The sequence below is a fragment of the Acinetobacter sp. YH01007 genome (genome assembly GCF_013420425.1).
Lineage (GTDB): Bacteria > Pseudomonadota > Gammaproteobacteria > Pseudomonadales > Moraxellaceae > Acinetobacter > Acinetobacter towneri.
The window spans coordinates 14,174-38,450 of sequence record NZ_VOYC01000007.1 but is presented as its reverse complement, the minus strand read 5'-3'; the positions used below and the strand labels follow the sequence as shown (position 1 = coordinate 38,450).

The window sequence follows — 24,277 nt, the reverse complement described above, 5'->3', positions numbered from 1 at the left end:
AAAATCAAAGCTCTAACTAGATAATATAATTTTAGCAACTCTAGTTGCTTCATTTAGAAATGTATTAGACAATAATTTTCTTTCATTATCAAAAAAAGTTGAAGTTATTAGTTTATCTACGGAATGCGTAATCCGATCCTCTTTCACTCGATCTATCTGAATAAGCCCTACTTTACAACCTGCGGTGAGTGCTTCGTATATCATAGACACACTATCTTCAGTCACCCATACTGCTTCCGCTTTTTGCATCTCTTCAAAAATCCAACCCTGCGGCGTTTCTTCAACTGGGAAAATTTGCAATTGTGAAGCAAAACTTTGCTGGGCCACTGCAGGTAAAAAATCAGCAGGTGTACGCCTAGAACTCGTCAAAATAATGTCACACTGCATGTTCTGCTGCACAATCTGCTGAATCGTAGACATCACCTTATCTGCATTCCAAATATGCCGTTTAGATGAACCACCTAACGCAATCAAAATACGGTTTGCTATGTGTCGCTGCTCATTTTCAATGGGATTCAACGCACCTTGTGTAACAATCACATTTTCCCGCTCTAGCACACCATCATGTTCAGGAATAACCACATGATCAAACCAAGATAATGGAAAATTGGGTTTCATTAAAATGACAGTTTTCGCACATGAAAAAACTTTGCCCATCAATAAAACACGTAATTGCGTATGACTACCTACTCCAAAAATATAATCAGGTGGCTGCGATACTGCAGCATGTTTTTGTTTTTTATATGCGGCCAATAAACTCAACAGTGGTAAATGATCAATTGAAATTTCTTCAAAAGTCAGATCAATATTTGTTTGCTTTTGCATTGCCTTAAAAAGACCCAATGCTTGAGAGCGATGACCTGCCTTACCATCGCTCACATATAAAATATGCATATTCACCCACCAGATCTAAAGCACGAATAGCATCATTTTACTAGATCAAAGCATTTAAAGTAAGCAAAGCTACATATCCTCAATGACTCGAAATATAAACTTCATTGAACTGTCACAGGGCTTAAATCCGCCTTTTCAGATTCAATGAGTAATTGAACCGCTCTTTCTCTAATTTCGGGGGTATAGTTTGGTTTTTTCATCGGAATAGTCTCTCAGAATATTGAGTCTCCGACAAACCCGGTACGGTTCAAATTGCCTTAATAGATTGACCTTGTTGATGAAGTATTTGGATTGTCACTGCTTGCTCCAAAGTTAACATGTTGAGCAGTCCAAAAAGACCACTATATTAACCAAGGGGGTCAATTTTCAAATGCTGTTGGGGGGTCATTTTTACATTGCCGCTAACAGTAAATTCCATGAACTGCATGTGACCGGGAAAAGTCAGGTCGCTGAACAGGCATTAGTGCTGATTCAGAAACTGTATGCCATAGAAGCAGAACTCAGGAAAAAGACGGATGGTACAGCGGAAGACCGCCGCGAATACCGACAACAGCATAGCCAACCGGTGATGCAACAACTATATGAATGGCTCAACCAACATCATCTGACGGTGCCATCGAGTTCTCCCACCGCCAAGGCTATCAATTACACTCTGAAGCGTTGGCCAGCTTTAATCCGCTATTTGGATGATGGCAATCTACCGATTTGCAATAATTGGGTAGAGAATCAAATGCGACCTTGGGCCTTAGGGCGCAAGAACTGGCTGTTTGCTGGCTCGCTGCGCAGCGGCCAGCGAGCGGCGAATATCATGACTTTAATCCAGTCAGCAAAGCTGAATGGCTTGGATCCGTATGCCTATTTAAGTGATGTGCTGAAAAGGCTGCCGACGCATAAAGCGACCCAAATAGAAGAATTACGCCACATCGCTGGAAATCCAACTCAAATTAAAAAATAGGCATGGGGTTCAGCGGACGCTTACAGCGCAAGGAGTGAAAACACAGTTCTGAGCGAAGCGCAAGACACGTAACATCCTTTACTTCACTCATAAAAAAACCCTTATATACAATAAGGGTTTTTTAAAGATTAAACTAAAACTTAGTTTTTCTCTTTGTCTACGATTTTGTTTGCTTGGATCCAAGGTACGAAAGAAAAGTAAAGCACTGCTTTACTTTTCTTAAGGCGCGTAACTTAGTTCTTTTCTTTGTCTACGATTTTGTTTGCTTGGATCCAAGGCATCATCGCACGTAACTTGTTACCCGTTACTTCAATACCGTGAGCCGCGTTTTGACGACGACGAGCAGTCATTGATGGGTAGTTCAACGCACCTTCTTGGATGAACATTTTCGCATATTCACCAGATTGAATACGTTTAAGTGCATTACGCATTGCTTCACGAGACTGTTCGTTAATTACTTCAGTACCTGTTACATATTCACCGTATTCAGCATTGTTAGATACTGAATAGTTCATGTCAGCGATACCGCCTTCGAACATCAAGTCAACGATCAATTTAAGTTCGTGTAAGCACTCGAAGTAAGCCATTTCTGGTGCATAACCAGCTTCAACCAAAGTTTCGAAGCCCATTTTAACCAATTCAACAGCACCACCACAAAGAACTGCTTGCTCACCAAATAAGTCAGTTTCAGTTTCTTCACGGAAAGAAGTTTCGATGATACCAGTACGACCACCACCCACGCCTGAAGCGTAAGAAAGTGCAACATTACGCGCGTTACCAGAAGCATCTTGGTGAATCGCGATCAGGTCTGGAACACCTGAACCACGTTGGTATTCAGAACGTACTGTATGACCAGGTGCTTTAGGTGCAACCATGATTACGTCTAAGTCAGCACGTGGAACAACTTGGTTGTAAAGAACCGAGAAACCGTGTGCAAATGCAAGTGTCGCGCCTTGTTTGATGTTTGGCTCGATTACGTCGCGATAAAGTTGTGATTGAAACTCATCTGGAGTCAAGATCATAACAACGTCAGCTTGAGCTACAGCAGCAGGAACTTCAGCAACTTTAAGACCCGAATTCTCAGCTTTTTTCCAAGAAGTAGAACCAGCACGTAAACCTACAGTTACGTCTACACCAGAATCTTTAAGGTTAAGCGCGTGTGCGTGACCTTGTGAACCGTAACCAATGATTGCTACTTTCTTAGACTGGATGATAGATAAGTCGCAGTCTTTATCGTAAAAAATTTGCATTGCTGTCTCCGCTAAAATGCTTTGGATTCCTATCTTGCTCAAATGCAGGTCTATTCAGCATTTGAGCAAGCTCTCCATCCTTTGAGATGGAATGAATTCGATGAATAAAATTAACTAAATTCAGTTAAATGGTTAAAACTTTTTCGCCACGTGCAATACCAGACACACCTGAACGTACAACTTCTAAGATCGTATTTTCTGCAATCGCATCAATAAAACCGTCAAGTTTTTCAGTTGTACCCGCAAGCTGTACAGTATAAGTGGTCGGTGTAACATCTACAATTTGTCCACGGAAGATGTCTGCTGTGCGTTTAATTTCGGCACGTGCAGCACCTGACGCTTTTACTTTAATCAGCATCAATTCACGCTCAATATGTGGACCTTCTGACAAGTCAACCACTTTTACCACTTCAACCAATTTGTTTAATTGCTTGGTGATTTGCTCAATTTTATGATCATCACCATACGTGGTCAGTGTTAAACGTGAAAGCGTTGGGTCTTCGGTTGGTGCAACGTTTAAAGTCTCAATGTTATAACCACGCTGAGAAAATAAACCCACTAAACGAGAAAGCGCACCTGATTCGTTTTCAACGAGAACGGAAATAATGTGTCTCATTCTGTACGCTCCCCTTTACCTAACCACATATCTTTCATAGATTGACCCGCAATTTGCATCGGATAAACGTGCTCTGTACGGTCAACCATTACGTTAATGAATACACATTTATCATTAATCGCCATTGCTTCTGTAAGCTTAGACTCAAGCTCATCGGCATGGTTAATCTGAATACCCACATGACCATAGGCTTCCATCAATTTAGGGAAGTCTGGCAATGAGTCAACATAAGAACTAGAGTGACGACCTTCATAGTTCATGTCTTGCCATTGTTTAACCATACCTAAAGCTTGGTTATTCAAGCACAAGATTTTTACGTTTAAGCCATATTGCTTACAAGTTGAAAGCTCTTGGATACACATCTGAATTGATGCTTCACCTGTAATACAAACAACTTGTTGATCTGGATAAGCCAGTTTAGCCGCCATTGCATACGGCAAACCTACGCCCATCGTACCCAAACCACCAGAGTTCAACCATTGACGTGGACGCTTATACTTATAGTAGTTCGCGCCAAACATTTGGTGCTGACCTACGTCAGAAGTAATGATCGCATCACCATTGGTCACTTTATCCAATGCTTCAACTACTTGTTGTGGCTTCATACTGCCATCAGTTGGCTTATCATATTTCAGACCATGAACTTTGCGCCATTCATTAATCTGATTCCACCACGCAGCAATTGCTTCTGGGTTTGGCTTAGAAACATTTAACTGTTTCAGCTGCACTAGCATTTCCTGAAGTACAGGCTCAACTGCGCCCACAATTGGAATATGCGCCATGATGGTTTTTGAAATCGTCGCAGGGTCGATATCAATATGAATCACTTTGGCATTTGGACAGAATTTTGCAGGATTATTGGTTACACGGTCATCAAAACGCGCACCAATACACAAAATTACATCGGCATTGTGCATGGTCATATTGGCTTCATAGGTACCATGCATACCCAACATACCAATAAATTGTGGATCATTGCCCGGGAACGCACCCAAGCCCATCAATGTATTGGTTACAGGGAAACCTAAAATGTGTGCAAGTTCAGTCAATTGCTCCGATGCATTACCTTGAACCACACCACCGCCTGAATAAATAACAGGGCGTTTTGCATTCAACAATTCATCAATTGCTTTACGAATTTGACCTGAGTGACCACGATGCGGTGGCTGATACGAACGCATCTTCACTTTTTCAGGATATTCGTAAGCAAATTTTTCCGCTGGGTTGGTTGCATCCTTTGGAATATCAACCACAACAGGACCTGGACGGCCTGAAGATGCAATATAGAAAGCCTTCTTAATCACTGAAGGAATTTCACTTGCATGACGCACTTGGAAACTGTGTTTTACAATCGGACGTGAAATACCCACCATATCGGTTTCTTGGAAGGCATCTTCACCAATTAAGTGTGTTGCAACCTGACCAGACAAAATCACCATTGGGATTGAGTCCATATACGCAGTTGCAATTGGAGTTACTGTGTTGGTTGCACCAGGACCTGAAGTCACTAGCACCACACCAGTTTTACCTGTTACGCGCGAGTAGGCATCTGCCATATGACCAGCAGCTTGCTCATGACGCACGAGGTAATGATTAATTTTGTCTTGTTGAAAGAACGCATCGTAAATATGAAGTACTGCGCCGCCTGGGTATCCAAAAACATGCTCAACGCCTTCGTCCGCCAATGCGCGAACGAGCATTTCACCACCAGATAAAAGTTCCAACGTGATTCACCCTAGTCTTATCACTGCAAAATGGGAGACACCTGCAGTGTTTTGTTCATTAATTCCTGCACTGTTATAGCACACATATTTCATAGTTTTCATGGCAATAGGAAAAATTTCCGATCTGATTACCGTATAAGCAATATGAGATCTAAAACGTGTTGGGGTAAACACATTTTATAAGCTTTGTTCAGCTTCTCGGCTAGAGAAGTTGCCCATTGCATGACATGACACTTATTCGAAGGGTGATCGATCTAAGGCACATAAAACTAAAGTGTGCATTTTTGTAGTTTACCCGACTAAAGTCAAGTTTAAAAATCGGCTTTTTCTGCTTTATTTATAAACTGGGCATTTTTTACGCTTTGTGTCATCCATCACAATTTAATCCCAAGCCCAATATTTCCATATAAAACAAATAACTTCAGATATTTGCTGAATTTTTTATAATTTTTTCATATCAGATACATAAAAATAAAGAATGAATTAAAAAATATATAAATCGCTTGGTTATGATTCAGCAACGCATTTCAGCTTATTTTAACTCGCAAATTGGCAAGCCAATGCTCCAATTTTGAATAGGCACTATTGCAGATAAAAATCATCGAAAAATTGTCAATAAATCCTAGCTTCATGGGGAATTATTGCTAAAATTTAGCCAACATGATTTTTTGTAATTGGTTTTCTGCCATTTACCCTTTTTGCTCAGGACTTCCAAACATGAAAACGCCAATGATCCGCTTGAGTTGTCTTTCTGCAAGCTTGATTTTAATTTTTGCCACTAGCTCAGTTTCTGCAAAACAATATTACAAGTGGGTCGATGCAAATGGTTCAACCCATTACACCACGACACCGCCGCCAAAAACTGCCAAGAAAAAAGGCAAAGTCGATACCTATGGCTGGAGAAATTCAGCACCAACCGTTGCCACTCCTGCAAATCCTGCTGACAACCCTGCACCTACTGCTGCAAATACAACAAACCAACATGCGACACCTACCACAAATCATCCTGCAGGAAATCCAGCTATGGATCAGCAACAACGTGAAGCCAATGCAGCTTTAAATCAGGCACAACAAGAACGTGCCAACCCACAAGTTTTTTAAGTTTTAAGCCATAAAGTACGACTCGCTTAAATTTTCCTGCACAATCCAACGCGCAAAATTCAATTTAGCTGCATTTTGCGCTATGCTGTGTGACACACTTTTTTTAACCGTTTATTCCTGATTTAACCTTATGACTACTCACATTGACCCTGAATATCAAGCCAGTGCGATTGAACCCCAAGTCCAAAGCGACTGGGAATCTCGCAAAGCCTTTAAAGTTGCCGACACAGTCGAAGGTCCACATCGTTATATCCTCTCGATGTTCCCTTACCCAAGCGGCAAACTGCACATGGGTCACGTGCGTAACTACACCATTGGTGATGTAATTAGCCGTTTTCACCGTTTAAAAGGTGAAACCGTCTTACAACCTATGGGTTGGGATGCTTTTGGTTTACCTGCAGAAAACGCAGCGATTGCGCATCAGGTTGCCCCAGCTAAATGGACTTTTGAAAATATCGCCTACATGCGCGACCAATTGAAAAAACTAGGTTTGGCAATAGATTGGGATCGTGAATTTGCCACTTGTACTCCAGAGTATTACCACTGGGAACAATGGTTATTCGTGCAACTGTATAAAAAAGGGTTAATTTATCGCAAACTCTCGACAGTCAACTGGGATCCTGTCGATCAAACAGTTTTGGCCAATGAACAGGTCGAAAATGGCCGTGGTTGGCGTTCAGGTGCATTGGTAGAAAAACGCGATATTCCAATGTACTACTTCCGCATTACCGATTATGCCCAAGAATTATTAGACGATTTAGAAACTTTAAAAGATGGCTGGCCACAGCAAGTCTTGACCATGCAACGCAACTGGATTGGGCGTTCGCAAGGGATGGAAATCACATTCCCATCGGCAAATCCTGAAATTTATGCAGATGGTCTGACTGTATTTACAACGCGTGCTGACACGTTAATGGGTGCAACTTATGTGGCTGTTGCTGCAGAACATCCTATGGCGTTAAAAGCAGCAGAAAACAATGCACAATTAAAAGCCTTTATTGAAGAATGCCGCATGGGTTCTGTGGCAGAAGCTGACCTTGCCACTGCCGAGAAAAGAGGCATGGCGACTGGCTTGTTTGTGAAGCATCCAGTAACGGGTAAAGAATTGCCAGTGTGGATTGCCAACTATGTGTTGATGTCTTACGGTTCTGGTGCGGTGATGGCTGTACCTTCGCACGATGAGCGTGATTTTGAGTTTGCCAATAAATTCCAATTGCCAATTATTCAGGTGATTGATGCCAAAGGTGCAGACGATGCGGACTTTGACACAACCCAATGGCAAGAATGGTACGGTTCTAAAGAAGGTAAACTGGTCAATTCAGGCGAATTTGATGGTTTAGATTTCCAAGCGGCTTTTGATGCACTTTTAGCGAAATTAGAGCCACAAGGTTTAGCCAACGTAAAAGTACAATTCCGTTTACGTGACTGGGGTGTTTCACGCCAACGTTACTGGGGTTGCCCAATTCCAATGATCAACTGTGAAAAATGTGGACAAGTTCCAGTTCCAGAAGATCAGCTTCCTGTCATTTTACCTACCAATGTTGTGCCAGATGGCTCAGGCAACCCGTTAAATAAAATGCCTGAATTCTATCAAACTACTTGCCCATGCTGTGGTGGCGAAGCACGTCGTGAAACCGATACCTTAGATACTTTTGTAGAATCATCTTGGTATTATGCACGTTATGCATCTCCAGATTTTACAGGTGGTATGGTCAAGCCTGAAGCTGCGCAAACTTGGTTGCCAGTTAATCAATATATTGGTGGTGTAGAACACGCCATCTTGCACTTATTGTACGCACGTTTCTTCCACAAACTTATGCGTGATGAAGGCGTGGTACAAGGCAATGAGCCATTTACCAACTTGCTGACTCAAGGCATGGTCTTGGCTGACACCTTCTACCGCGAAGCAGAAAGCGGCAAGAAAACTTGGTTTAACCCTGCCGATATTGAGCTTGAAAAAGACGAAAAAGGTCGCGTTCTTTCGGCTAAATACATAGGCGATGGTCAAGCTGTGATTGTTGGTGGTCAGGAAAAAATGTCGAAATCGAAAAATAACGGTATCGACCCACAAGCCATTATTGACCAATACGGCGCAGATACTGCACGTGTATTTATGATGTTCGCTGCACCACCAGATCAGTCTTTAGAATGGTCAGATGCAGGCGTTGAAGGTGCGAACCGCTTCTTAAAACGTGTTTGGCGTTTGGCGGCAGGTTTCCTTGAAAAAGGCAGCAATGCAACTGCAATTGACAGCAGCAAACTTGCTACAGCAGCACAAGACTTACGTCGCAAAACCCATGAAACCATTCAAAAAGTGGGCGATGATATTGAGCGTCGTCATGCGTTCAACACTGCAATTGCAGCATTGATGGAACTCTTGAATGCTTGCAACAAGTTTGAAGCGCAGAACGAACAAGACCTTGCGGTTGAACGTGAAGCAATTGTGACGTTATTGACCTTGCTTGCGCCATTTGCACCACACTTGAGCCAAACCTTATTGGTAGAGTTCGGAATTGAATTAACCTCCACCCTATTCCCTGTGGTCGATGAGTCTGCATTAACCCGCAATACTCAAACGATTGTGGTGCAGGTAAATGGTAAATTACGTGGCAAGCTTGATGTAGCAGTAGATGCATCTAAAGAAGACATTCTTGCACTTGCCAAAGCCTTACCTGAAGTACAACCATTCTTGACTGGGCCAACCAAGAAAGAAATTGTGGTACCGAATAAGTTAGTGAATTTGGTGGTTTAAGTGCTTTTAAACCTCCCTTTTTTAAAGGGAGGTTTGGAGGGATTTTATAAAACAATCCCCCTAAACCCTCCTACAAAAAAGGAATTAAAACAATTTCCTAACAAAGCCCGTTGTCAGTCAATGGGCTTTGCACCTACAATCAAGATCTTCTCAACTTCCGCTTTTAAACTTTCAAGAATATTACAGAGGACAGCACATGCACTTTAGCCAACGTCTAGCAGTCATTGTTTTAACTTGTGGACTCAGTGCTGGCTTAGTCGGCTGTGGTTTTCATCTTAAAGGCACCAATCCAAGCATTGCACCTGTGGCTTATTCAAAAATGAGTCTGGCTTTACCGAGCAATGCTGAAGAATTAGAAGAAAAACTTTCCATTCACATGGGTACAGCGGGCGTACAACTCAGCAATGACCCTAATGCCTATGTACTGCGTGTACTTGACTATACGCCACGTCGCTTGGAATTGAATGGCAAACTGGTAGAAACCTTATTACGTTTGAGTGTGACTTTCCGTATTGAAGATGCGCAAGGCAACCCGATCACCGAACCTCGTACCGTCATGGCAACGCGCAGTTATCAATACGATGTCGCAACTGTGAATACCGATGATCAGGAACAAAAATTCTTAAAAGAAGTCATTATTGATGATGTAGCACAGCAAATTGTGCGTCAAATTTCATCTAATCGTTTACCTTTGGTCAACCCACCTGTGTATTCAAACCCTAAATAAGTTTTCGAGTGCGAATTTTTTATGAAACTTGACTATCTACAAGCCCTCAAACGTGTCGATGAAGCACGTGGCGTATGGATTTTGCATGGTCAAGAACCCTTACTCGAACAAAACTTGCTGGATGCTTTTCGTGCCAGTTGGCAAAAACAGGATATTGAACGTCAGCGTTATGATTTAAATAGCGTTAGCGATTGGAAAAATGTATTCAATGCCTTAAACAGTCTGTCACTGTTTTCGAGTCAATTGGCGGTTGAAGTACACGGCAATATCAAGCCCGATGCCAGCACACTAAAACAACTGAAAAGTTATATTCAGCACAATGAACAAAACTTGCTGTTGGTAGTGATGCCAAAACAGGACAGCAATAGCCTGAAATCCAGTTTTTTTCAGTTGATTGATGCCAATGGGGTCAATGTTGCACTCACGGCGAATTATCCTAAAGATCGGCAGCTGATTTTAGGTTTGGAAGCAGAAAAGCTTGGCATCCAATTGGGACATGATGCGTGGCAATGGTTGGAACAACATCATGAACACAACCTTTTGGCTGCCAAAAATAGCTTAATGCGGGTCAGTGACACCTTTCCTGAAATTCAGCAGATTCAGATTGAACATTTACATGCCTGTTTACAAGATCAATCTCGTTATAGCACTTATGATTTAAACGATGCTTTACTGGCAGGAAATCTGGCGCAAGCCATGAAAATTTTTCAATACCTCATGGCTTCGGGTGAAGCCATGAGTTTAATTTTGTGGAGCATCAGCAAAGAAATGCGCCTGCTGATGCAATTATTTGAACAACCACAAAATGCTTTGCAACTGGGTATTTGGAAAAACAAAGTCAGTGTTTACCAGCAAGCTTTGCGACGTTTAAATCCAAATAGTTTCTTGCAATGGCCCGCCCTATTATTGCGTATTGATGCCGCCATCAAAGGGATGTCCAAGGAAAACCCTGAACATTTGGTGCTACAAGCCATTACAGAACTCTGTGGTAAAACGCTGTTTGCTTCTCACTCGGCTTAATTAAGCAGACTTCATCAAATAATTTTTAAAATCATCTGCTTTTCAGAGGATTAGCTAAAGAAACGTGCAAACCAACTTTTGCCTTTTTTCTGTTCCTGTGAACGCAAATAATGCAGCATATTGTCGCGTACCGCATCGACATAATCCTGATCATCATGCTGAATATGGTTAATCAACCATTTAGACAACAAACGATACAAATCATGTTCTACCGATTCGCCATTGGCAAAACGCTGACGGCAATCATTCAAACGCTTCACAAAGAGTTCGTGAATACCACGATGTGATGGTAAGTATTGATAATTGACCTGTGACAACAAGTTTTCTTCAAAGCTAAAATGCGATTGCGTATAGTCAATCAAGTCATCCAAGACTTCTTTGATTTGCTCCCGCGCACCTGTCGCCCGAATTTTTTCCAGCGCATTAATATAGTCCAGAATTTGTCGATGTTGATTGTCAATCACATCAATTCCGATATTAAATTTCTCACTCCACTCCATGATTTACCCCTCAGATTTTTTGCTTAAAGTCATGTTTTATTGCATCGTCCCGATGCCGTATTATCCTAATGATTAAATCCATAATTATTTTATGGAATTTGATACTAGCTGCTTTTAATTCTTAAATCCATATAGAAAATAAGGTTTTTTAAGCAACTTAGACCATAGTTGTATTTTTCAGCATTTATCATAAAAATTCATAAAATTATCATAGAGATGAAACAAACTACCCCCACCTCGTTAACAGATGCTATTTTCACTTTTTTTATGGATGTAATACCGTACTCAGACTGTATTAAATCTAGCTCAAACCACTAATAAATAATTCTCATTTGCAGTTTCTTCAAAAAATTCACGATTTATCCTTATTTCACTTCTATAATCCTTTTAATTTCTTTTTCTGTTTTTTGACTCATGCCAAAAATAAAATCGACCAAACTTATTGCGGGAATTATCATTGCGCTGATGCTGGCATTTGCCGCTTGGTATTTTTTAAAACCCAAAGAACAACAACCGCAATACATTACTGCCGAAGTGAGCCGTGGAGATATTGAAAGTGCGGTGTTGGCAACAGGCGTACTTGAAGCCACCAAAATGGTCAGTGTTGGTGCGCAAGTTTCAGGTCAAGTCAAAAAAATGTATGTTCAGTTAGGCGATCAAGTCAAACAAGGACAGTTGATTGCCCAAATTGACTCCGTACGACAGGAAAATGAGTTTAAAACAGCGCAGGCCAGTATTAAAAACCAACAGGCACAATTGGCGGTTCGACAAGCCAATCTCGCCAAAGTCGCAGCAGAATATCAGCGTCAACAAGCCATGTATGCGCAAGATGCGACCTCACGTGCCGAACTTGAAACTGCCTTAGCCAACTATAAAACTGCACAAGCAGAAATTGCTGCCATTAATGCTCAAATTGAACAGTCACGCCTAACTTTAGACACGTCTAAAGAAAATTTAGGTTATACCCGTATTCTTGCCCCAATGGATGGCACTGTCGTTGCAATTGTGACCGAAGAAGGTCAAACCGTGAACGCCAATCAAAGTGCGCCCACGATTGTTAAATTAGCCAAACTTGACACCATGACTGTAAAAGCAGAAATTTCTGAAGCGGATGTAATGAAGGTCGAAGAGGGACAAACGGTCTATTTCACCACCTTGGGCAACAGTGAGAAAAAACATTACGCTACTTTACGTCAGGTAGAACCTGCACCCAAATCCATCAATACCGAAAGCAATAACAACACCTCATCATCTTCAAGTTCTGCCGTGTACTACAACGCTTTATTTGACGTACCAAATGAAGACGGCAAGCTACGCATCAATATGACCGCACAAGTGTCCATTGTTTTGGCAGAAGCGCGCAATGTGCTGACCATTCCTGCTGCTGCGGTGCAAGGTGCAAACCGTTCACGCAGTCGTGGCAACAGCAATAATTCTGACAGCAACGCACGTGCTGAGCGCGACAATACCGATGCCAGTTCTGCCAAACGCCCTGCCCGTTTGGAATTGACTGCCAATGAAAAAGCCTTGATTGATCAAGGTAAAGCCTCTTTAGGCATGGTACGTGTACTGCAAGCCGATGGCTCAGCTCGACCTCAATCGGTATTGCTTGGCTTAAATAACCGTGCAACAGTACAAGTCATTCGTGGCTTAAAACTGGGCGATCAAGTCATTATTGCCGATGGCTCCGATACCTCAAACGATGCGGCGAAGCGTGGTGGTCGTGTTGGCCCATCAGTGAGAATGTAAGATGAGTCAGTCACAACCTCTGTTAGAGGTCACCAATCTGACCCGTGAATTCCCTGCGGGTGAATCTACAGTGCAGATTCTCAAAGGCATTGACCTGAAGATCTACCCAGGTGAATTGGTTGCCATTGTAGGTCAGTCGGGTTCGGGGAAATCCACTCTCATGAATATTTTGGGCTGTCTGGATCAACCCACCACTGGCAGCTATAAAGTCAAAGGACGTGAAACCCGACAACTTGAAGCCGATGAACTGGCACAGCTACGTCGTGAATATTTTGGTTTTATTTTCCAGCGCTATCACTTATTGGGTGATTTAAGCGCTGCGGGCAACGTCGAAGTGCCTGCAATTTATGCAGGTGCCGATGTTGAAGAACGACAAGCACGCGCGACTGCGCTGCTCAGTGACTTAGGTCTAGCCGATAAAACCCAAAACCGCCCAAGTCAGCTTTCAGGTGGACAACAACAACGTGTGTCCATTGCACGTGCCTTGATGAATGGTGGCGATGTGATTCTTGCCGATGAACCCACAGGTGCACTCGACAAGAATAGCGGTATTGAAGTGATGCGGATTTTACGTGAGCTAAATGCTAAAGGTCACACCATCATCTTGGTCACACATGACCATAATGTCGCTAAAAATGCCACACGGATTATTGAAATCAGTGATGGTCTTATTATTTCTGATCAGCCCAACACACCTGCCAATCAGGATGATATTGCCCAACAAACCTTGCAACATCCGCCACAAAAAAGAACTTCAGCTTGGCGTTCTGTATTTGATCGTTTAGGTGAAGCGTTCCGCATGGCGCTACTGGCCATGAATGCGCATCGCATGCGTACCTTTTTAACCATGCTCGGCATTATTATCGGGATCGCTTCGGTTGTATCTGTTGTGGCACTCGGCAATGGTTCACAGAAACAAATTTTAGAGAACATCAGCAGTTTAGGTACCAACACCATCACCGTATTTCAGGGGCGTGGTTTTGGCGATACCTCGCGCTCATCGCAGCTTAAAACCCTGATTCCTGCCGATGCCGATGCTTTGGCAGAACAGCCTTATGTAGATGGCGTCAGCCCATCGGTCAATAGCAACGTCACAGTACGCTTTAAAGACACCGAGGCTTCTGCCACAATCAATGGTGTGAGTGAAGACTTTTTCTATGTACGCGGCATGAATTTCCAGTCGGGTCAGCCTTTTGACAAACACAGCGTACTGGAACAAGCGCAAGATGTGGTGATTGATCACAATACCAAAAATACTTTCTTTAGTGATGGCAGCAACCCAGTTGGGCAAGTGATTTTATTGGGCAGTGTACCCAGCCGTATTATTGGCGTGGTCGAAGAACAAAAAAGCATGATGGGCAATGCCGACAGCTTAAATGTGTATTTGCCTTACTCTACGGTAATGAGTCGCATGCTCGGTCAAAGCCATGTGCGCAGCATTATTGTACGAGTCAAAGATGAATATCCAAGTGCTGCAGCAGAAAATGCCATTCTGAGTCTATTGGTACAGCGTCATGGTGCGCAGGATGTATTTACTCAAAATGCCGACAGTATTCGCGAAACCATTCAGCAAACTACCGCCACCATGACCCTACTGGTTTCTGCTATTGCAGTGATTTCACTGGTGGTCGGTGGAATTGGTGTAATGAACATCATGTTGGTCTCTGTCACAGAACGTACCCAAGAAATTGGGGTACGCATGGCAGTCGGCGCACGACAAAGCGATATTTTGCAGCAATTTTTAATTGAAGCCATTTTGGTGTGTATTTTAGGCGGTGTACTTGGCGTCTTACTCGCACTCGGAATTGGTCAGTTGATTAACCATGTGGCAGGCGGAACCTTTCAAATGGCGTACTCCACCACCTCGATTGTAGCCGCTTTTGTCTGTTCAAGCCTGATTGGAATTGTGTTCGGTTTTATTCCTGCACGTAATGCTGCCCAACTGAACCCTGTCGATGCGCTATCTAGAGAATAAGGAATTAGAGTAAGGAATGATGATGCGATTTAACCAGAAGTCACGACAATTCAGCCAACTCGTCACTGCGCTTTTTCTTGGCAGCAGCTTAGTGGGTTGTGCAGCCGTAGTCAAAACACCTTATCAGGCACCTGCTGTAAATATTCCTCAACAGTTTGAGCAGCAGCAAAAAAGCCAGCAAGTCCTTGCACAACTAAATACAGACCGTTGGTGGACACTCTTTCACGATGCTGCTTTAAATCAATTGGTTGAACAAGTCTTGGCGCGTAACAGTGACCTCGCGGTTGCAGGACTGAATTTACAACAAGCCAGATTACAAGCAAAACAAAGCCAAAGTCAGCAAGGTGTCCGGATTGGCAATGCAGGTATTTCTACAGGGCATCAATTTAGTTTAGAGGGCAATGGTGATACAGCGCGTGGGATTTCGCTGAATTATCCCGGACTGAGCTATGAATTGGACTTATTCGGTAAACTTGCCAATCAGACTGAAGCTGCACGTTGGGAAGCCTTAGCCACCGAACAAGACTTACAAGCCACCGCACAAAGCCTGATTGCAACCACTGCCAATTTATATTGGCAATTGGGTTATTTAAATGAACGCTATGTTGTCGCACAACAAAACCTTGCCAGTACGCAAAAAACGTATCAATTGGTCAGTGCGCAATATCGCGCGGGTGCAGTTTCAGGATTGGATTTAAACCAAGCCGAACAAGCCCTGCAAAGTCAAAAATCAACCTTGAGCCAAATTGCACAGCAAAAAGTTGAAACACGCACCGCCTTGGCAGTTTTACTGCATCAACCTGTGCAAATGTTGAATATCAATGAACCACAGAGTTTAGCCGCTGTTCGTTTACCGAATATTACTGCTGGCTTACCTGCAGAACTGCTGTCACGTCGTCCCGACTTACGTGCAGCCGAATTACGTTTACGTAAAGCCTTGGCCAATAAAGATGCCAATCGAGCCAGTTATTACCCATCCATCAGTCTTACAGGCACACTCAGTACAGGTGTCGGTACAGGCGCGCATACCTCTTTAAGCGATGCCCTAAAAAACCCAATTGCCACTTTAGGTGCAGGTTTAACCCTGCCATTTTTGCAATGGAATGATATGCAGCGCGATCTAAAAGTGAATGCTTTGGAATATGAAAAAGCCATTGTGCAATATCGACAAACTTTATATAAAGCCTTTGCCGATGTCGAAAATGCACTGTCAGCACGAACCGCGCTGAATCAACAAGTCGCGCTGCAAAGCCGCAATTTAGCACTGGCAGAGAAAACTGAACGCTTAACTGAGGTGCGTTATCGGCATGGTGCGATTGCCTTAAAAAACCTGCTAGATGCACAAGAAACCACCCGCAATGCACGTTTAAGTTTATTGCAGACCAAGCAAAACCAATACAACGCCTATGTGACTTTATTGCAAGCGTTGGGTGGTAGTCCGATTCAAAACATTCAATAATGCAAGAGTTGATCTAAATTGATCACGATAAAAAAAGCCTGTGGATGATTTTAAACATCCACAGGCTTTTGCTTGCTTTGTATATAAACTTTGAAATTAAGTTTTCTCAGATAATAACGCTTCTTTACTTAATACTTGATGGCTACTGGTCGCAATTGGCAAACTGACTTTAAAAGTCGTTCCCACACCTTCTTTCGATTCCACCACAATTTGCCCGTGGTTCAAATCGACAAAACGCTTACACAACACCAAACCTAAACCAATACCCTTTTCACCTGCAGTGCCTTTAAAACTAACAGTAAGTTTAGGCTCGAACAGCGTTTCGAGTTGTTGTGCAGTCATGCCCAAACCCGTATCTTGAATATAAATATCCACACTGGTTTCTGTTTGCTCTGCACGTAAAATGACTTTGCCTGTGCCATCGGTAAAGGTAAATTTCAGCGCATTCGACACCAAATTTTGAATCACCGAGGTAATCATATTGATGTCGGCATAAACTTTAATGCCTTCTTCAACTTGATCAATCAGTTCAATATTTTTCTTGATTGCCAAACTTTTCAACACATCGCAAACAATTTTGGTCGATTGCTTTAACTCAAAATTAATTGGGTGATACACAAAGCGTCCACCCTCTGCCATCGCCCAATTCAATAAACTTTCTAGCAAGTTATAGGTCGATTGTGCTGTGTCGAATAAATAGTCGGCAATATTTTGAATACTAGAATCATCCAAAGTTTCGCGCTCTTGCGCTAAAACTTCCGAAAACCCCAATAAGCCATGAAATGGCGCGCGCAAATCATGCGCAATAATTTGGAAAAATTTAGTTTTACTAAAATTCAATGCAGACTGCTGTTCATACAGTTCTTTTAAGCTTGCATAATCAACTTTTAATTCAATATAACGCACCAAACCTGCAGCAAACTCCGCGACTGTCGGCAAAGCACCTAAACTAAACGCTTCTTCACGATGATCAAATAACAACAACTGCCCAATCGACTCGCCATCGGTTTTGAGTAAATCCAGTGCGATTAGGCGCGCGGCTTCTATCCCCAAACTTGCGATGTGCTGCACAAAATTTGCATATTGAGGATGTTGAGGTTCAATCAGTTGCTGACCTTGAAAGAAAGCGTCTAACCGTGCGTTTGGGTTGGCACGAAAGGCTTTAAAAACTTGATTGGTGGAATACCAGATGTACGGCTCATTTTTAAAAGTCAAAATGGCATGATCTACTTGCAGCATTTGACGGGCAAACTTCAAAAAACCATCAATTTGGTTACTTGGCGTATGTACACCCAATAATAACGAGAGTGTGCAAGCACTGAGTTGCTCCGTTTCAGGACCAATTTCCAGCAACTGTATTTTCATTTTTGCCTCGTTAATTAAAGTGTGCCGCGCCTATGAATTATTTTGTCTACAAAACTCATCCACTGAATTCAGAGTTAACCTACAAACTTTAACACAAAACACAAGCTTTCAAACTAATTTAAAAACTGCGTAACAACTCGGCATTTCTTCTTTACTACTTGATTTTTTCATCTATGGATTAACAAGGGTTTAGCTCACGCTTGATTATGATTTTTGATGGATCAAACGGTGCTACAAACCCGCTAAAAAATACGCTTATTTTTGTAAAATTTGGACCATAAAAATAGATCTAAACTTTTAAAATATAAATCAGGCTTTTTATCTGTAGATTTCCCTCCGTTTTTGAAGAAAATCTCAACTTCTATACAAGAGTTTACATTGCATCACACTGTAAAAAATAGAAGCAACATATTGATAAACATATAAAATAAATAGAATAAATATATCCACCTATCATTTTCATCGGTTATTTATCAAACATTCGACTTAAGTCGAACCCTCAACTGGTTAATTTATAATAAAATATACATATATTTTTGATGTCATATCTTCATCATACGATTTGATTAGTATTTCAACACTAAATACTCAAGGCGATTTTTAGGTTTAAATAGGCTCGTTTTTACATTAAGCCGTGTCTTGATTCGCACAAATGCGACACATCATTTCGTAGCGAAATGGCGTCATCACTGTAATTACGTTGACTGAAATGCATAGAGAGTCGATACTCTCAAGGTTAAATTAGGCAAATCGGTTCGCAGGGGCTGAGTCATCATCTCGCTCCTAAAAAACTCAATCAAAGCAAGGGGCTATATATGGCTGGTGGAAAGTCAAAAATCATTTACACACTGACCGATGAGGCGCCATTGTTGGCGACCTACTCTCTACTGCCGATCATTGAGACCTTTACTAAGCCTGCTGGCATCGAGATTGTCAAGAGTGATATCTCTGTAGCAGCACGCGTACTCTCTGAATTCTCGGAATACCTAAGCGAAGAACAGAAGGTAGCCGACAACCTCGCAGAGCTTGGACGTCTCACGCAAGATCCAGATACCAATATCATCAAACTTCCAAACATCAGTGCTTCAGTTGCTCAGTTAGTTGCATGTATCAAGGAATTACAAGCAAAAGGCTATGCAATTCCTGACTATCCTGAAAATGAAAATACTGCAGAAGATAAAGCTTTACGCGCTCGTTTTGGCAAATGCTTAGGCTCAGCAGTAAACCCTGTATTACGTGAAGGTAACTCTGACCGTCGTGCACCTGCTGCAGTGAAAAACTATGCAAAAAAACACCCTCACTCTATGGGTGAATGGAAGCAATGGTCACAAACTCACGTTTCACACATGGATGAAGGTGACTTCTACCATGGCGAAAAATCAATGACGCTTGACCGCGCACGTAACGTAAAAATGGAACTCATCACTCATTCTGGTGAAACCATTGTATTGAAAGAAAAAGTAGCGTTACTTGATGGCGAAATCATCGATTCTATGTTCATGAGCAAGAAAGCGCTTTGCGACTTCTATGAAAAAGAATTGGATGATTGTAAAGAAGCAGGCATTTTGTTCTCTTTACACGTAAAAGCGACCATGATGAAAGTTTCACACCCGATTGTATTCGGTCACTGTGTGAAAATTTACTATAAAGAAGCGTTTGAAAAACACGGTAAATTGTTTGAAGAACTTGGCATTAACGTCAACAACGGTATGGCAGGTCTTTATGAAAAGATCGAAACCTTACCAACTTCTTTACGTGAAGAAATCATCGAAGATTTACACGCATGCCAAGAACACCGCCCTGCACTTGCAATGGTGGATTCTGCAAAAGGCATCACCAACTTCCACTCTCCAAACGACGTAATTGTAGATGCTTCTATGCCTGCAATGATTCGTGGTGGCGGTAAAATGTGGGGTGCTGACGGTAAACCTTACGACTGTAAAGCAGTAATGCCTGAATCTACTTTCGCGCGTATTTACCAAGAAATGATCAATTTCTGTAAGTGGAATGGTAACTTCGACCCACGTACGATGGGTACTGTGCCAAACGTAGGTTTGATGGCGCAAAAAGCTGAAGAATACGGCTCACACGACAAGACTTTTGAAGTTCCTGCTGCAGGTGTTGCAAACATCACCGACATTGACACGGGTGAAGTGTTGATGACTCAAAACGTAGAAGAAGGCGACATCTGGCGTATGTGTCAGGTGAAAGATGCACCTATTCGCGACTGGGTTAAACTTGCAGTAACACGTGCACGTAACTCTGGTATGCCAGCAATTTTCTGGTTAGACCCGTACCGTCCACACGAAAACGAAGTGATCAAGAAAGTTCAAAAATACTTAAAAGATCACGACACGACTGGTTTAGATATTCAAATCATGTCACAAGTTCGTGCGATGCGTTATACACTTGAGCGTGTTGCGCGTGGTTTAGACACCATTTCTGTAACAGGTAACATCTTACGTGACTACCTCACTGACTTGTTCCCAATTATGGAGCTTGGTACTTCTGCGAAAATGTTATCTATCGTTCCGTTAATGGCGGGTGGTGGTATGTACGAAACTGGTGCGGGTGGTTCTGCGCCTAAACACGTACAACAACTTGTTGAAGAAAACCACTTACGTTGGGATTCATTAGGTGAGTTCCTTGCGCTTGCTGCTTCTTTAGAAGAAATGGGTATTAAAGAAGATAATACTCGTGCGAAATTACTTGCATCAACTCTTGATCAAGCGACCAGCAAATTACTTGATAACGACAAGTCTCCATCACGTCGTACTGGCGAACTGGACAACCGTGGCAGCCACTTCTACTTGGCAAAATTCTGGGCAGAAGCACTTGCTGCTCAAGATGAAGATGCTGAGTTGAAAGCGAAGTTTGCACCACTTGCACAAGCTTTAGCTGCAAACGAAGACAAAATTGTTGCTGAACTTGCGGAAGTACAAGGTAAATCGGTTGATATCGGTGGTTACTACGCAGTAGATCAAGCTAAAGTGAATGCAGTAATGCGTCCAAGCGCAACATTCAATGCTGCACTTGATGCAGCTCAATAAGATGATGCAAAACTAACCTAAGTTAGTGATGTAAAAAACCAGCGCTTCGGCGCTGGTTTTTTTACACCCTCATTTATATAGTGTTATGACAACTATTTCATTTTATGCTTAGATCTAAATTTTATGAATGTGAGTTATCAAAGGTTAGGATTTTTCATTCAACTATAGCCATAAAATAAGGAAAACCTAAAATGGCAAATTCATGGGGAATACCAAAGCACATAGAAGATGCGGTCTCGGAGCGAGACCTGTGCTGTGTATATTGCGGCAAAAAGTTTGGCACTGAAAGGGCTAATAAGAAGTCTTGGGAACACATTATCAACGATATAAGAATAACAACCTTATCCAATATTGCATTGTGCTGTGTTGGCTGCAAGGCATCTAAAGGCAATAAAGACTTAGCAACTTGGCTCCATTCTGAGAATGCTCGAAAAAGAGGCGTCACCACTGAGACAATTGCAGATGTCATCAAAGTAGCTTTAGATAGTGAATAAAGCTTTTAAGTACTACAAGCCCTATAAGACACCCGATCAATCACATTTGATTATTGTATTGATCTAATAATTTAAGCTTAGCATCTGATTCCACCATGAGTACCAATGAAAAATCAGGTACTCATTTGGGTACTCATTTTCCAAAGTGACCACCTGAATTGTGGCTAATGGAATCATTAAGACTGGAGCTAAAAAATGGCACAACCCATTAATATACAGACAATAAAAAAGCCCCCAAGTCTTAATATGCTTGAGGGCTTTTCCTTTATATGGTCCCGAGGGTCGGACTCGAACCGACACGTCATCTCTGACAGCGGATTTTGAGTCCGCCGCGTCTACCAATTTCACCACCTCGGGTAGGTGTTGATGGGTATAATAAACTTTTTTGACAGCTTGTCAACGCAAGTTTTTTGCAATTGTTTAAAATTAAATCAGCTGTCATTTTTTTGATTTATAATCGACCAATTTCATCCATAAAACCTAAAAAAGCATATACTAGGCGCAGTTTTCCCAGTGTTCTAACTTGTTTTTATCATGCAGCTTTCTGACTTTAATTTTAATCTCCCCGATGAACTCATTGCTCGTTACCCACTAGCAAGTCGTAGCGCCTCTCGTCTGCTGCATCTTGATGCTCAAGGTCAGTATCATGACCATCAATTTACCGACCTACTGAATTTACTCGAAGCGGGCGATTTACTGGTACTTAACGATACCAAAGTCATGAAAGCGCGTCTTAAAGGTAAACGTGCCACAGGCGGTGCAGTGGAAGTCTTGGTAGAACGTCTGCAAGATCAATTTATTGCCCATTGCCATATTAAAGCCAGCAACTCACCAAAAGCAGGTGCAGAACTGTTTATTGGGCCTGATGCTGTAAAAGTGACCGTACAAGGTCGCCATGAAAACTTATTTATTGTCGAGTTTTCGCAGCCTATTTTAGACGTATTGGATGCCTACGGTCAGTTGCCGATTCCACCCTACTTTAACCGCGAAGCAGAAGCGATTGATACCGAGCGTTATCAAACCGTATTTAACGACCCAACAAAACTCGCTAGTGTTGCCGCACCCACTGCCAGCTTGCACTTTGATGAAGCCTTACTGCAACAGCTAGCAGATAAAGGCATTCAAAAAACCTTTGTGACCTTGCATGTGGGCGCAGGCACATTCCTGCCTGTACGTACCGATGATATTGCCAATCACATCATGCACAGTGAATGGTGTGAAGTTTCTGAAGCTGCCGTAGCGCTGATTCGTGAAACCAAAGCACGAGGTAATAAAGTTATTTCAGTGGGTACAACTGCTACCCGTGCCGTGGAAAGTGCAGCTCAAGCCCATTCAGGCGAACTTGCGGCTTGGTCGGGTGATACGCAAATTTTTATTTACCCAGGTTATCAGTTTAAAGTGGTGGATCGTCTAATCACCAATTTCCACTTGCCTGAATCCACCTTATTAATGTTGGTATCTGCGCTTTCAAGCCGTGAAAATGTCATGCAGGCGTATCAACATGCTGTGGCGGAACGCTATCGTTTCTTTAGCTATGGCGATGCCATGCTGATTGATCAAGCTCAGACTTAATTTTCAAACTGTAAAAGAAACCGCCATGCCGCTCGATTCCGTGCAACACTCCATTCATATTCGACGCAAGAAGAATCAACGGGTATTTCGTAATATCGCGCGGTTATGGGATATTGGAAAAAAAGCACAAAGCCATCAAGATATTTTAGATGGCTTACACCCTTGGCAAGATGACATCACCCTCAAGTTTGAAAATGTTTTGCCTGTCCTGCTTGGCATTATAGGTGTGTTGTTCTGTTTATTGCTCTTGATTCAACCGAGTAATATTTGGCTGCAATTCTGCTTGCTGATTGGGTTAGGCTGTATCTTCTGGGCATTTATTACCTATGAACAAGACGACCCCATTGAAGAAGTCATCACTTTTTTAGAACAAGAAAGCATTGCTCAACGCTATCAACTGGCATGGCAGCAACCACCGCAACATCTTGCCCGAACCCTACAACCCGTTTATTTGATTGCCCATTTAAAAAGTCTGTTCCCTTTATTTAATTTGGGGAATCTGTCCAATGAAATTCGCCGCTACGCCAGTACAGTTTGGCAAGATCAACAAGGCAAGCAGCATCAGGTTTTGGTATTTGAATATCGCTATGTCAGTGAAACCCGCATTAAAGATCAAAATGGCAATGACTACAAAGTACGTGAAGTGGTGCGACATTTATCGGGCGTATTTGTCTTTGATGTGCAGCTACAAGGTTTAGCCGTTACCTCAAACAATAAAACCTTTGGTGCGCCTTATCATGTGCCGTGGCATACCAGTGACATTCGCCTGAATCAAAAACTCAACTTTTTTGGCAGTGATGCAATTCAACTGGCGCGTACGCTCAGCCCTGCAATGGTGTTAAAACTGGATGATTTTTTTCAGCATCAGCAAGGTGATTTGTTATTTCACCCTGAGCGGAACACGCTCTGTTTTTTAGGTAATCGCAACTTGTTTGAAATTTCCAGTAAAGCAAAAAATATTCAAGATATTTCCGCATTGCGTGGACACTTACGCACTTTTAAATTACCTTATTTAGAACAATTACAGACAGATTTGATTGATTTTCTGGACTAAGAAAATCGTCTTGGGGCAAA

The 24,277-nt window shown here is 42.2% G+C and carries 17 protein-coding genes, 1 tRNA gene and 1 pseudogene; 12 read left to right on the top strand and 7 right to left on the bottom strand.

Annotated features, from left to right (window positions below):
* Window positions 1-12: 12 nt before the first annotated feature.
* Window positions 13-894, bottom strand: a complete 882-nt coding sequence (locus tag FTT74_RS05335) for a mitochondrial fission ELM1 family protein (RefSeq protein WP_179988686.1) — start codon at window positions 892-894, stop codon at window positions 13-15.
* 400 nt (window positions 895-1,294) lie between these two features.
* On the opposite strand from FTT74_RS05335, the pseudogene FTT74_RS05330 reads away from it, so the two are divergent.
* A pseudogene (locus FTT74_RS05330) lies at window positions 1,295-1,842 on the top strand (IS66 family transposase); the annotation flags it as partial.
* Between the two features lie 240 nt (window positions 1,843-2,082).
* Here FTT74_RS05330 and ilvC read toward each other — a convergent pair.
* From ilvC to FTT74_RS05315, 3 genes are all read right to left on the bottom strand, one after another.
* Window positions 2,083-3,099 (bottom strand): ketol-acid reductoisomerase, encoded by a 1,017-nt coding sequence (ilvC, locus tag FTT74_RS05325; protein ID WP_168419090.1) that lies wholly within the window; start codon window positions 3,097-3,099, stop codon window positions 2,083-2,085.
* Between the two features lie 124 nt (window positions 3,100-3,223).
* Window positions 3,224-3,715: an acetolactate synthase small subunit gene (ilvN, locus tag FTT74_RS05320; RefSeq protein WP_004974986.1), complete on the bottom strand. Its 492-nt coding sequence runs from the start codon at window positions 3,713-3,715 to the stop codon at window positions 3,224-3,226.
* A complete protein-coding gene (locus FTT74_RS05315) occupies window positions 3,712-5,439 on the bottom strand; it encodes an acetolactate synthase 3 large subunit (protein WP_019836444.1) in 1,728 nt (575 codons plus the stop codon). The genes ilvN and FTT74_RS05315 overlap by 4 nt, the downstream gene beginning before the upstream one ends.
* Window positions 5,440-6,168: 729 nt before the next feature.
* Here FTT74_RS05315 and FTT74_RS05310 point away from each other — a divergent pair.
* The 4 genes from FTT74_RS05310 (at window position 6,169) to holA (ending at window position 11,039) form a co-directional block, all read left to right on the top strand.
* The gene (locus FTT74_RS05310) at window positions 6,169-6,540 is read left to right on the top strand and encodes a DUF4124 domain-containing protein (protein ID WP_373682945.1); all 372 of its coding nucleotides are present in this window, start codon (window positions 6,169-6,171) and stop codon (window positions 6,538-6,540) included.
* A 130-nt stretch (window positions 6,541-6,670) separates the two neighbouring features.
* Entirely contained in the window at window positions 6,671-9,292 is a 2,622-nt protein-coding gene (gene leuS / locus FTT74_RS05305) for a leucine--tRNA ligase (RefSeq protein WP_179988688.1), read from the top strand.
* Window positions 9,293-9,488: 196 nt separating this feature from the next.
* Complete coding sequence (lptE, locus tag FTT74_RS05300) at window positions 9,489-10,019, top strand: LPS assembly lipoprotein LptE (protein ID WP_004974973.1); 531 nt, start codon at window positions 9,489-9,491, stop codon at window positions 10,017-10,019.
* Window positions 10,020-10,040: 21 nt separating this feature from the next.
* Complete coding sequence (gene holA, locus FTT74_RS05295; protein WP_179988689.1) at window positions 10,041-11,039, top strand: DNA polymerase III subunit delta; 999 nt, start codon at window positions 10,041-10,043, stop codon at window positions 11,037-11,039.
* A gap of 50 nt (window positions 11,040-11,089) precedes the next feature.
* On the opposite strand, the gene FTT74_RS05290 is transcribed toward holA, so the two are convergent.
* Window positions 11,090-11,539, bottom strand: a complete 450-nt coding sequence (locus FTT74_RS05290) for a bacteriohemerythrin (protein WP_004974971.1) — start codon at window positions 11,537-11,539, stop codon at window positions 11,090-11,092.
* A gap of 414 nt (window positions 11,540-11,953) precedes the next feature.
* Here FTT74_RS05290 and FTT74_RS05285 point away from each other — a divergent pair, with 414 nt between their 5' ends.
* From FTT74_RS05285 to FTT74_RS05275, 3 genes are read left to right on the top strand one after another with little or no spacing between them, the layout of a single operon-like run.
* Window positions 11,954-13,288: an efflux RND transporter periplasmic adaptor subunit gene (locus FTT74_RS05285; RefSeq protein WP_179988690.1), complete on the top strand. Its 1,335-nt coding sequence runs from the start codon at window positions 11,954-11,956 to the stop codon at window positions 13,286-13,288.
* Window position 13,289: 1 nt separating this feature from the next.
* Window positions 13,290-15,263 (top strand): MacB family efflux pump subunit, encoded by a 1,974-nt coding sequence (locus tag FTT74_RS05280; protein ID WP_179988691.1) that lies wholly within the window; start codon window positions 13,290-13,292, stop codon window positions 15,261-15,263.
* A gap of 22 nt (window positions 15,264-15,285) precedes the next feature.
* A complete protein-coding gene (locus tag FTT74_RS05275; protein WP_004974963.1) occupies window positions 15,286-16,722 on the top strand; it encodes an efflux transporter outer membrane subunit in 1,437 nt (478 codons plus the stop codon).
* 96 nt (window positions 16,723-16,818) lie between these two features.
* Here the strand turns inward: FTT74_RS05275 and FTT74_RS05270 are convergent, their stop codons facing one another.
* Entirely contained in the window at window positions 16,819-18,087 is a 1,269-nt protein-coding gene (locus FTT74_RS05270; protein ID WP_004974961.1) for a sensor histidine kinase KdpD, read from the bottom strand.
* A gap of 815 nt (window positions 18,088-18,902) precedes the next feature.
* On the opposite strand from FTT74_RS05270, the gene FTT74_RS05265 reads away from it, so the two are divergent.
* Window positions 18,903-21,137 (top strand): NADP-dependent isocitrate dehydrogenase, encoded by a 2,235-nt coding sequence (locus FTT74_RS05265; protein ID WP_179988692.1) that lies wholly within the window; start codon window positions 18,903-18,905, stop codon window positions 21,135-21,137.
* Between the two features lie 191 nt (window positions 21,138-21,328).
* The gene (locus FTT74_RS05260; protein WP_179988693.1) at window positions 21,329-21,631 is read left to right on the top strand and encodes an HNH endonuclease; all 303 of its coding nucleotides are present in this window, start codon (window positions 21,329-21,331) and stop codon (window positions 21,629-21,631) included.
* Between the two features lie 270 nt (window positions 21,632-21,901).
* Here the strand turns inward: FTT74_RS05260 and FTT74_RS05255 are convergent.
* Window positions 21,902-21,988 (bottom strand) — tRNA-Leu (locus tag FTT74_RS05255).
* 177 nt (window positions 21,989-22,165) lie between these two features.
* On the opposite strand from FTT74_RS05255, the gene queA reads away from it, so the two are divergent.
* Together queA and FTT74_RS05245 are read left to right on the top strand one after the other, a co-directional pair.
* The gene (queA, locus tag FTT74_RS05250; RefSeq protein WP_131262001.1) at window positions 22,166-23,203 is read left to right on the top strand and encodes a tRNA preQ1(34) S-adenosylmethionine ribosyltransferase-isomerase QueA; all 1,038 of its coding nucleotides are present in this window, start codon (window positions 22,166-22,168) and stop codon (window positions 23,201-23,203) included.
* 25 nt (window positions 23,204-23,228) lie between these two features.
* A complete protein-coding gene (locus FTT74_RS05245; protein WP_179988694.1) occupies window positions 23,229-24,257 on the top strand; it encodes a hypothetical protein in 1,029 nt (342 codons plus the stop codon).
* Window positions 24,258-24,277 lie beyond the last annotated feature (20 nt).

What these genes read in the sequence shown, in the direction of transcription:
- FTT74_RS05335 (WP_179988686.1), bottom strand. Translation starts at nt 894, where the DNA reads ATGCATATTTTATATGTGAGCGATGGTAAGGCAGGTCATCGCTCTCAA.
- ilvC (WP_168419090.1), bottom strand. Translation starts at nt 3,099, where the DNA reads ATGCAAATTTTTTACGATAAAGACTGCGACTTATCTATCATCCAGTCT.
- ilvN (WP_004974986.1), bottom strand. Translation starts at nt 3,715, where the DNA reads ATGAGACACATTATTTCCGTTCTCGTTGAAAACGAATCAGGTGCGCTT.
- FTT74_RS05310 (WP_373682945.1), top strand. Translation starts at nt 6,169, where the DNA reads ATGATCCGCTTGAGTTGTCTTTCTGCAAGCTTGATTTTAATTTTTGCC.
- leuS (WP_179988688.1), top strand. Translation starts at nt 6,671, where the DNA reads ATGACTACTCACATTGACCCTGAATATCAAGCCAGTGCGATTGAACCC.
- lptE (WP_004974973.1), top strand. Translation starts at nt 9,489, where the DNA reads ATGCACTTTAGCCAACGTCTAGCAGTCATTGTTTTAACTTGTGGACTC.
- holA (WP_179988689.1), top strand. Translation starts at nt 10,041, where the DNA reads ATGAAACTTGACTATCTACAAGCCCTCAAACGTGTCGATGAAGCACGT.
- FTT74_RS05290 (WP_004974971.1), bottom strand. Translation starts at nt 11,539, where the DNA reads ATGGAGTGGAGTGAGAAATTTAATATCGGAATTGATGTGATTGACAAT.
- FTT74_RS05285 (WP_179988690.1), top strand. Translation starts at nt 11,954, where the DNA reads ATGCCAAAAATAAAATCGACCAAACTTATTGCGGGAATTATCATTGCG.
- FTT74_RS05280 (WP_179988691.1), top strand. Translation starts at nt 13,290, where the DNA reads ATGAGTCAGTCACAACCTCTGTTAGAGGTCACCAATCTGACCCGTGAA.
- FTT74_RS05275 (WP_004974963.1), top strand. Translation starts at nt 15,286, where the DNA reads ATGCGATTTAACCAGAAGTCACGACAATTCAGCCAACTCGTCACTGCG.
- FTT74_RS05270 (WP_004974961.1), bottom strand. Translation starts at nt 18,087, where the DNA reads ATGAAAATACAGTTGCTGGAAATTGGTCCTGAAACGGAGCAACTCAGT.
- FTT74_RS05265 (WP_179988692.1), top strand. Translation starts at nt 18,903, where the DNA reads ATGGCTGGTGGAAAGTCAAAAATCATTTACACACTGACCGATGAGGCG.
- FTT74_RS05260 (WP_179988693.1), top strand. Translation starts at nt 21,329, where the DNA reads ATGGCAAATTCATGGGGAATACCAAAGCACATAGAAGATGCGGTCTCG.
- queA (WP_131262001.1), top strand. Translation starts at nt 22,166, where the DNA reads ATGCAGCTTTCTGACTTTAATTTTAATCTCCCCGATGAACTCATTGCT.
- FTT74_RS05245 (WP_179988694.1), top strand. Translation starts at nt 23,229, where the DNA reads ATGCCGCTCGATTCCGTGCAACACTCCATTCATATTCGACGCAAGAAG.